Origin of the sequence: Nocardioides sp. NPDC006303, assembly GCF_040613175.1 — a bacterium.
GTDB lineage: Bacteria > Actinomycetota > Actinomycetes > Propionibacteriales > Nocardioidaceae > Nocardioides.
Genome location: NZ_JBEXRR010000060.1, coordinates 19,867 through 27,647, shown reverse-complemented (window position 1 = coordinate 27,647; position 7,781 = coordinate 19,867). Strand labels below are relative to the sequence as shown.

Annotated in this window: 10 protein-coding genes; 8 read left to right on the top strand and 2 right to left on the bottom strand. The window is 63.7% G+C overall.

Going from position 1 to position 7,781, the window contains the following annotated elements:
* The first annotated feature begins 237 nt into the window (after window positions 1-237).
* From ABZY89_RS27870 to ABZY89_RS27845, 6 genes are all read left to right on the top strand, one after another.
* Window positions 238-594: a flagellar protein FlgN gene (locus ABZY89_RS27870; RefSeq protein WP_355232442.1), complete on the top strand. Its 357-nt coding sequence runs from the start codon at window positions 238-240 to the stop codon at window positions 592-594.
* A 48-nt stretch (window positions 595-642) separates the two neighbouring features.
* Window positions 643-1,743, top strand: coding sequence for a hypothetical protein (locus tag ABZY89_RS27865; RefSeq protein ID WP_355232441.1), 1,101 nt, complete (start codon window positions 643-645; stop codon window positions 1,741-1,743).
* A gap of 30 nt (window positions 1,744-1,773) precedes the next feature.
* Entirely contained in the window at window positions 1,774-2,436 is a 663-nt protein-coding gene (locus ABZY89_RS27860) for a hypothetical protein (protein WP_355232440.1), read from the top strand.
* Window positions 2,429-3,127: a hypothetical protein gene (locus ABZY89_RS27855; RefSeq protein ID WP_355232439.1), complete on the top strand. Its 699-nt coding sequence runs from the start codon at window positions 2,429-2,431 to the stop codon at window positions 3,125-3,127. Before ABZY89_RS27860 ends, ABZY89_RS27855 begins: the two co-directional genes overlap by 8 nt.
* Window positions 3,128-3,151: 24 nt before the next feature.
* Window positions 3,152-3,781, top strand: a complete 630-nt coding sequence (locus tag ABZY89_RS27850; RefSeq protein WP_355232438.1) for a protein TPRXL — start codon at window positions 3,152-3,154, stop codon at window positions 3,779-3,781.
* Window positions 3,782-3,962: 181 nt separating this feature from the next.
* Complete coding sequence (locus tag ABZY89_RS27845) at window positions 3,963-4,514, top strand: hypothetical protein (protein ID WP_355232437.1); 552 nt, start codon at window positions 3,963-3,965, stop codon at window positions 4,512-4,514.
* A 141-nt stretch (window positions 4,515-4,655) separates the two neighbouring features.
* Here the strand turns inward: ABZY89_RS27845 and ABZY89_RS27840 are convergent, their stop codons facing one another.
* Window positions 4,656-5,111 (bottom strand): DUF3592 domain-containing protein, encoded by a 456-nt coding sequence (locus ABZY89_RS27840; RefSeq protein ID WP_355232436.1) that lies wholly within the window; start codon window positions 5,109-5,111, stop codon window positions 4,656-4,658.
* Window positions 5,112-5,136: 25 nt separating this feature from the next.
* Window positions 5,137-5,577 (bottom strand): DUF3592 domain-containing protein, encoded by a 441-nt coding sequence (locus ABZY89_RS27835; protein ID WP_355232435.1) that lies wholly within the window; start codon window positions 5,575-5,577, stop codon window positions 5,137-5,139.
* 173 nt (window positions 5,578-5,750) lie between these two features.
* Between ABZY89_RS27835 and ABZY89_RS27830 the strand changes: the two genes are divergently transcribed.
* Complete coding sequence (locus tag ABZY89_RS27830) at window positions 5,751-6,971, top strand: hypothetical protein (protein ID WP_355232434.1); 1,221 nt, start codon at window positions 5,751-5,753, stop codon at window positions 6,969-6,971.
* 133 nt (window positions 6,972-7,104) lie between these two features.
* Window positions 7,105-7,740, top strand: coding sequence for a transcriptional regulator (locus ABZY89_RS27825; protein ID WP_355232433.1), 636 nt, complete (start codon window positions 7,105-7,107; stop codon window positions 7,738-7,740).
* Window positions 7,741-7,781 lie beyond the last annotated feature (41 nt).

Sequence of the window (7,781 nt, the reverse complement as noted above, 5' to 3'; positions counted from 1 at the left end):
AAGTTCCAGGACGGCTACTCGGAGATGACCACGGGTCTGAAGGACGCCATTGCTGGTGTCGAGGACATGGCTCAGGCTCTGCGTGACATGGCCACGGCGATCCAGGACCTGGACTCGCAGCTCGCCGGCGGCTGATTATTCGCGGTCGGGGCGGGGTGAAAGACATTCGCCCTGCCCGCGGCGATAATTCGGCACTTTGACCGGGCAATTTGACGGAAGTTCGAAGGGAAACGGGCGATGGCGGACGTCAAGATCAAGATCGAGACACTCTCCAGAATCCAGACGCAGCTAAACGCGATCGTCGACGAGTTCGAGAATGCGACGGGCAATTCTGAGGCGCTCGAAGCAGCGATCGGCAACCCCTACGGCCGCGGTGAGCTACGCGACAAGGCGCAGGACTTCGAGGAACGCTGGGACGACAAGCGGGACGAGCTCAAAGAGGGCCTGAAAGAGTTGCATGACCACGTCAAGGGCGTAGTCGAAGGCTTCGAGAACTGGGACAGCGAGACCGCTCTCCAGTTCCAGTCGAACTCCTCCGTGCAGGCACCGGGCGCCCCAGGCGGGTCGGCCCCGAGCTCACCCGCCGCGGTTTGAGCGCACGCATCCCCAGACTCAAGTCTCGAACGAAGGAACGCATCTGCGATGGACTCGTCTCCCAAGGGTAGGGAAATCAGAACGGTCGAGGGTGACCCCTCCGCTGTCATCTCGCGCGGCAACTGGATCGAAACCCTGGGCGGGATGATGGAGGACTGCGCCCAGGAGCTGCAGACGATTGCCACGCACGACCTCGCGAACGGCGAGATGGACGGCAAGGCGGTCGAGAAGCTTCAGGACAAGATCGGCGACTCGTGGGAGACCCTCCGCGAGGCCGCGCAGTTGTACAAGCCGGTGGGTCCGATCATCGCAACCTACGGCGAAGAGCTCCAGCAGTGGCAGCCTCTGATCCGGTCGCAGGTCGACACCTGCGAGGACCTGTGGGCCAAGTTCGACAGCATGGAAGGTGCGCCGACCCATCTTCCGGGCGCCGGTCCGGAGGAGGGCAGCCCGGAGGCGCAGCAGGAGGAAGACGCCGAGGAGGCGAAGGACCAGGCCCGCAAGGACTGGGAGAACGCCGCCGAGACCTGGGACGGCTACTACGACTCCTGGGAAGACGCGTACGACGCTGCGGTCAGCGGGATCGGCAACGAGATGTCGGGCAAGATCGAGGACGGCTTCTGGGAAGTTCTCGATGACATCATCGCCGTGCTGGAGATCGTGGCGCTCGTCGTCCTTGTTCTGGGAATCTTCCTCACCGGTCCGTTCGCCGCGATCGCATTCGCAATTTCCGCCGCGGTTTTCGCCATGCGCGCGGTCCAGTACTGCGCCGGTGAGTGTTCCCTTCTAGAACTTGGGCTGGCCGCCCTTGATGTTGTTCCATTCGGAAAATTCGGGGCCATGGCGGACGCGATGACCGATCTGGGTGCGAATGCCACAAAGTTTGCGAAGTTCTCGGCTGCTTTCAAGGCTGGGTCGGGATTCGGAGATATGGCATGGGCGGGGCGAAAGGCCTTCCCGGACATGATGACGGCACTCCACACCGGTCTCGACATCAAAGACTTCGAGCGAATTGCAAGCAATCCCAATTTGTGGGCAGCTGCCGGCGAAGTTCAGGGTGCGCTGGCAAAGTACGGCAACTCCTTCTACAGCAGTGTCCAGACTGTCACGGGGATGTTTGAGGGTTCGTTCGTCGACGTCGTCAATTGATGTCGTCATGAACTCTGTCGAATGAGTGGCTTGAACAACGAAAAGAGTGTAACGGTGGACGAGAATTGGCGCATCGAAGGAGTTTATCCGGAAGACGGGTGGACTTATGCGGCGTGTGACCTCGAGACCGACATCAACCAATGGGTCGAGACGGAAGAGAAGCGTCTACGCAACTGGTGGGGCGAGGCATGGGCCCAGGACGAGGCCGCCAACGACTTGAATGGTGCGGCGCTGAGGGATGCGTACAACGCCGCTCACGTGCCAGGGACCCTGATCGCCATGTTGCACTGGCCGCTGCCATTGCCGCTCCCGAGCCGGATTCGTGTTGAGCTCGCGTCTGGATCTCCCGTTACGGTCCAGGCATGGCAGGATGCAGGGTTTGATGTCGACGAGTGGAGCGGCTCGGCACTTGGTCCCGGTCTGAAGTGCATCGCCGCGCGCGACGAGGTGATCGACGGCGTCGCCCTGCATCTTTCTACCGCAGCATACGTTTTCGCGAATCAGGACGGTGGCGTGATGGTCACCGTGGAGTCGGGAACACGTGAGGTGTTCGATCTCACGTTGGCGAAGATGCCAGCTATCTTGTCGACACTCACGTTGTATCTTCCGGGCGGTGTGCGATTCTTCGCCTCCGATGTGAAGGGTATGACACGAAACGCGATGGACGAGTGGGAGAAGGTAACTGATGCCTAAGGCTGCGGCGCCTCGGCCAGCTGAATGGGCGAATCGTAGGGATCGGCACGAGCCGTTCGACCTTGACGAGCTGAACCGGGTTGTGATGGACCATGCCTACATCGACTTGGAGGCGGCCCGTCGGCGTCGTGGGAATCCCTTGATGCGAATTGGCGCAGCGTTGATGTTCTGGGTCGCTGCGCTGGGAACGGCTGGGCCGCTGTTTGCTGCCGGCGTGTTCGTGAGCGGTGGCGGATATCGAAAGTTTTCTGAAGACTTTTCTGCAGGCTTCGAGGTCCAGTGCATCTATATCGGGTCCATTCTAGGAAGCGTTGCTGTCCTTTACTTCCTTGTGCCCTGGCTCAGGGCGTCACATCGGCAATGGAGCGGGACACTCGCCGCGATGTCGGTTGCAGTCGCCGTGACGACGGCGATTCTGCTAGTCCTCATCTACACGAGCAATGCGGACGTCTATCCGCGTTTTCCGATGGTTATCCCCGTGTGGATCACGTTCGTCTTGGCGATCGCTGCCGTGATTGGTGACTATCGCCTGCACTCGAATGTGAAACCCCCCGAGGTCGCGATCGATAGCCTGTCTGACGAGGACATCGAAGTCTTGCGCGCCAGTCGTCGCCAGGCGCTGAGGATCTTCCGGACGCAGGGGCTCGTTGGATACGGGGAGTTCACTGACTTCGACAAGAGTCCACTATGACCCGATTGGATCGAGGTGTCTGACATGGTCGGAAGCGACGGTGGTTCGCTGCGTGACATGCTTGGCGTTCGGAAGGATCCAGAGTTTTATCTGAAACTGCTGGACGGGTGGGAGAGGCATATCCCGGATGATGCACGCCGGGACGCGATCGATGCCGAGCTGAAGCGGCGTTTCATTGCCGCCAATAGGCCAGATCTACATGCGATGCTGCGGGCCCAGATGGATCAGGCCTTTGCCCTGATGAAACAGCAGAGCGTCATCGCCTATTTTTCTGCCACAAATGAGATGGCGAGCAAGGCTTACATTCCTGGGACGATGTTCGCGACCGTTCGGCGGACGCCGAACGGTGAGACCCTCGATGGGTACGTGACTCAAGCGATCCGCGAGTACGGCGCAAAGCCACTGTACGGTGACAAGCGCTTCATTCGCTTCGAACGCGAGTCGACGAAGACGTTCGAGGGCGGTTCGATCGTGATGACCTCGATCGTCTATGTCACGCCGATCCCAGGTTCGAACAGGCGCCGCGGCCTCCAACTGACGGCGTCAATCGCTCGTCCGGTGGAGATGTCCGCTGAGGACCCGAAGTTCGTCGGTTGGAAGACTGCCTTTGATCTCTGTGTCTCGACGCTTCGCTGGGCGCCGCCGGCGGCTTAGTCGCGAAGCGTTGACCGATCTTGGGTTGGAGCACTGATGGCCGCGCCGAAGGCACTGATGGAATGGGCGCGTAAGACAGATGATGCCCGTGAGGAGTGGGCTCGACAGGCGGTCGAAGGCTGGGCGCGTACGGAGCGATTCTCGCAGCCGTTCAGCTGGGGCCGAGGCCGAGGCGGCGGTGTTGGAGCGGAGCTACCCGCCGCTTCCTGGTCGGTTCCTGCTGAACGCCGTCGGCGCTGTGGCCATGGCACTGCTCGCGCTCATCGTTCTTCCGATTTTCGGTTCGGCGGTCGTGGGGTTGGTGCTGGTTGCACTGGCCGGCGGCCAGGAGACCGGCGCGGAGGGACTGTTGTGGCTGGCGCGAATCGCCTTCGGTGCGGCGATTCTCGTAGCCGGCACAGGGTTGTCCGTGTGGTGGCAGACGCGGCGGCGCAGCGTCCTCGGCGTTGCGCTGGCCGCGGTCACCGCGATCGCGTCAGCGGCGACGTACGTGTTGCTGCTGGTCTCGGATCTGCCCACGATGCCGTGGCTGTCGATCCTGGTCCTTGGCGCTGGGGCCTTGGGGTTGGTCGATCTGGTCCTGGAGTTGGTATCCAGACCTGAGGGCGGGGGCAAAGAGCCGGAAGCCACCGCGGCGTGGGCCACGAAGCTCGGACAAGCGACAGCGGGCCGTCGTCGCACGAGACCGCCTTCTCGACGTACTCATCCATCGTCGTCTGGTCGACGTCGATGAAGGCGATCGAATTCGACTTCGAGAGATGCCCCTGGGCTACTGGTCCGAGCTCGATGGGCTCGACGAGCGGGCGTGGCGTCGGGTGCTCGAGTATCGCCACGTGGGGTGGCGTGAGTTCGACGCGAGTGACAAGCAGGTGCGCTAGCGGACCATGTCTACAATCATCACGGCCGCGACGACCAGAGCTCCGACGGCGAAGACTGCGCCGACGAGGGTGAGGCTGCCGTAGGCGATCGGGTAGAACCACCTCTCAAAGCTGTTAAGCGGCAGTTCGTTGTTGTAGGGCCCCTTGGGGTCGTACATCACTTCGACGTCGTCACCGGTCTTCATGTCCGGGGCACCGCCCTCACTGTGGCCGTAGTAGCTGCCGCCGGTCTCAGGAGCGGTGAACGTGTAGTTGACGTTGTATCTCGTGGAGCCGGGTCCGCCGCTGGTGTTCACCTTCCACGCTCGGCTGACGCGCGCGGTGGTCCGGGCCCAGTTGCGGCTGTTGACGGCTCGATTCCAGGCGCCTCCGAGGTTCAGATAGCCTGCCGCGCAGATCGCCATGCCTGCGATGACGCAGAAGGTCAGCCCGACGGCGTCTTCCAGTTCCATGCTGGTGGATGTGTCCTCTCCGTGTTCAGGCGGGGATCAGGTCGAGGGACGCGAGGATCACGAAGATGCCGCCTCCGCCGAGCACGATGAAGACGGCGCCGTAGTTGATGATGCGACCGAGGACCGAGCCGCCGGCGACGGTGTCGCTCGAGCTCGGCTGATCGGGGTCGTACATGACCTCGATGACGTCGCCGACCTTCGGGGCGTGGAGGTGGTCGACCTCGCCGATGTGCTGGACACCGGCAGCGTCACGGTATTCGTAGCGGGCCTCGTAGGACGTCTCGGTGGTGGTCGTCGCTGTGGCGGAGGAGTTGTGCTTCGTCTTCCGTACGTGGCGGATGGTCGCCTGCGCTCGCGGCCAGCTCGCGAGGCGGCGCCGGCGGCGGATCAGGTACCAGGCGAGCCAGGCCGGGAGGACAAGCATCGCGATGCCGATGAGGAGAGCGGCGACGGCACCGAGGCTCATGATCACTCCATTCCCGAGATTGAACGCCCTCACCCTAACCGCGAGAGCTGGGAGTCCGCGCCGGGGCGGTGCGGTGCCGCGGGGGCAGGGCGCGTACCGTATGCCCGCTCGGAATCTCGGGGGCTTCCGCGGTTGGGTCTCCCGACTCATCTACTGACGACGGGATGTGTGCGTTGACTCGACGTGTGGCGGCGATGGCGGTGGCTTCGGCGGCTCTGCTCTCCGGATGTGGCCAGGTCGGTCCGCCTCCGAAGGACTTCGCGACCGAGGACGCGGTCCTGGCGATGCGGGTCCACGAGGGCGGCGAGGACTCCAGCTACCTCGTGCTGGTCTCCGCGAAGGGTGAGACGCGTGCGATCGAGCTCGGCCGGGTCGAAGGCGCCGCGATCTCATGGACGGAGGATGGGATCACCACGTCCGACCGGAGCCACGACTACGTGATCAATGAGAAGGGACTCACCGCGAACGAGCGTACGAGCGGTGGGAGCGAAGTCGAGACGCAACACGAGTGGTACCGAGTGCCGGTCGGGGCGGGGACATTGGTCGGGTTCAGTCCCGAGGACGGCTCCAAGGATCCGTTCGTGACGTACATCGACGGAGAGAGCGGCAAGGCAACGACGCGGATGTCTCCGTACGGCCAGACGTCGACCGCGGCTGTGTGCGGCGAGCGCGTGTTCGCCTCTGGAAGGGGCACTGACACCAAGGCTTTCGAGGACGACAGCCAGTCCATCCCGGAGAACCAGTTGGACCGCGCCGCGCTGACGTCGGCCTATCCACACGACGGCACGGACATCCTGAGCACCTTGGAGCCCTCGGCCTTCCCGGGCACGACCTCGCCCTGCGTCGACGGCATCGTCTACGAAGGGTGGGAGAACGACGCCGACCAGCACCTCATGCGGGTCTGGAACACGGCCAAGGGAACGCCCGCGGCGCAGGTCGCCGTCGACCACGAGATCGTCTATCCGGAGGACGACTCGTCGCCCATCGGGGGACCGGCTCGGGTGACGGTCTCGGACGGACGGCTCTTCTGGGTCGTCGACAACACGATGTGGAGCGCGCCGTTGCCGACCACCGAGGCTGCGCCGATCCGTGCTCGCGAGGTCGGTTACCTGGAAGGTACCGCCGGGCTCAACGCTGAGGTGATGACGTACGCGTCGAATGCCGCCTATACGGTCACCAACGAGAGCGACCTGCACGAGCGCTTCTCCAGGCGCCGGAGCGATCGGGTGTGGACCGAGCTCACCGAGCTGAGCCTGGTGCGCACCGACCTGGCCACGGGGAAGGCGTCGCTGGCTCTCGAGGTCGGCGTGAAGGACGTCGACTTCCCGACCAAGGACACCAGAGTCACGGCGATGGCGATCAACCCGGAGTGGTTGGCCGAGAACGCGGAGTAGGCAGCACCGCCGGTGTTGCGAAGGTCACCGTGCGACACGCCGAAGCAAAGAGCGACCACCAGGGGCTCGAGTTGCCAGGGTGACGCCGTACCTCTCGATCTCGGGAACATTCACTGTTGAAAGGCACTTCGTCATGCGCACTCGCACCACCGTCCGGACCTGTCGACTGGCCGCCGCCGGCCTCAGCGTGGGCCTCGCGCTCACACTGACCGGGTGCGGCTCCGAGGCAACCGACTCGGACGCAGACGCTGCGACCGAGGTCGAGTCCAGCGCCCCGGCCTCCGAGTCAGCGTCCGCGGCTCCTGCCGGCGCCGAGGCCGAGGTGAAGATCGGGAAGACGCTCAAGGACCCCGACATGGGCGACACGATCGAGATCATCTCCGCGGTCCGCGACTTCCAGTCGACGGAGGAGGCCGAGCTCATCGCCGAAGGCGGCGAGATCGTGCTGCTCCAGATCAAGGTCAAGCCCGGGAAGGAGTACGGCGGCCTCATCCAGGACGGGAACCTCGAGATCTCCTGGGACAACGGGGCGGACTTCTGGTCGCCCGACACCGACGAGGTGGCCACGGAGCTGACCGCCGCGAAGCGTACGCCGTTCGAGGACGTGTCGCGGCGCGACGGCGGTGAGCACACCGGATGGATCGCCTTCGAGGTGGACGAGAAGGCTGATACGTACCTCGTCGAGTACGTCCGCGACGGCGCGAAGGTGATCGGCTCGGACAAGACCATCGCCGAGTTCAAGGAGCAGGTGGAGATCCCCGCCGGCTGAGGTCTCGACAAGCTGCTCGGCGGAGACCGGCTACGTCGGTG

Bases quoted from the DNA above. Each gene is read 5' to 3' on its own strand.
- ABZY89_RS27870 (WP_355232442.1), top strand. From the start codon at position 238: ATGGCGGACGTCAAGATCAAGATCGAGACACTCTCCAGAATCCAGACG.
- ABZY89_RS27865 (WP_355232441.1), top strand. From the start codon at position 643: ATGGACTCGTCTCCCAAGGGTAGGGAAATCAGAACGGTCGAGGGTGAC.
- ABZY89_RS27855 (WP_355232439.1), top strand. From the start codon at position 2,429: ATGCCTAAGGCTGCGGCGCCTCGGCCAGCTGAATGGGCGAATCGTAGG.
- ABZY89_RS27850 (WP_355232438.1), top strand. From the start codon at position 3,152: ATGGTCGGAAGCGACGGTGGTTCGCTGCGTGACATGCTTGGCGTTCGG.
- ABZY89_RS27840 (WP_355232436.1), bottom strand. From the start codon at position 5,111: ATGGAACTGGAAGACGCCGTCGGGCTGACCTTCTGCGTCATCGCAGGC.
- ABZY89_RS27835 (WP_355232435.1), bottom strand. From the start codon at position 5,577: ATGAGCCTCGGTGCCGTCGCCGCTCTCCTCATCGGCATCGCGATGCTT.
- ABZY89_RS27825 (WP_355232433.1), top strand. From the start codon at position 7,105: ATGCGCACTCGCACCACCGTCCGGACCTGTCGACTGGCCGCCGCCGGC.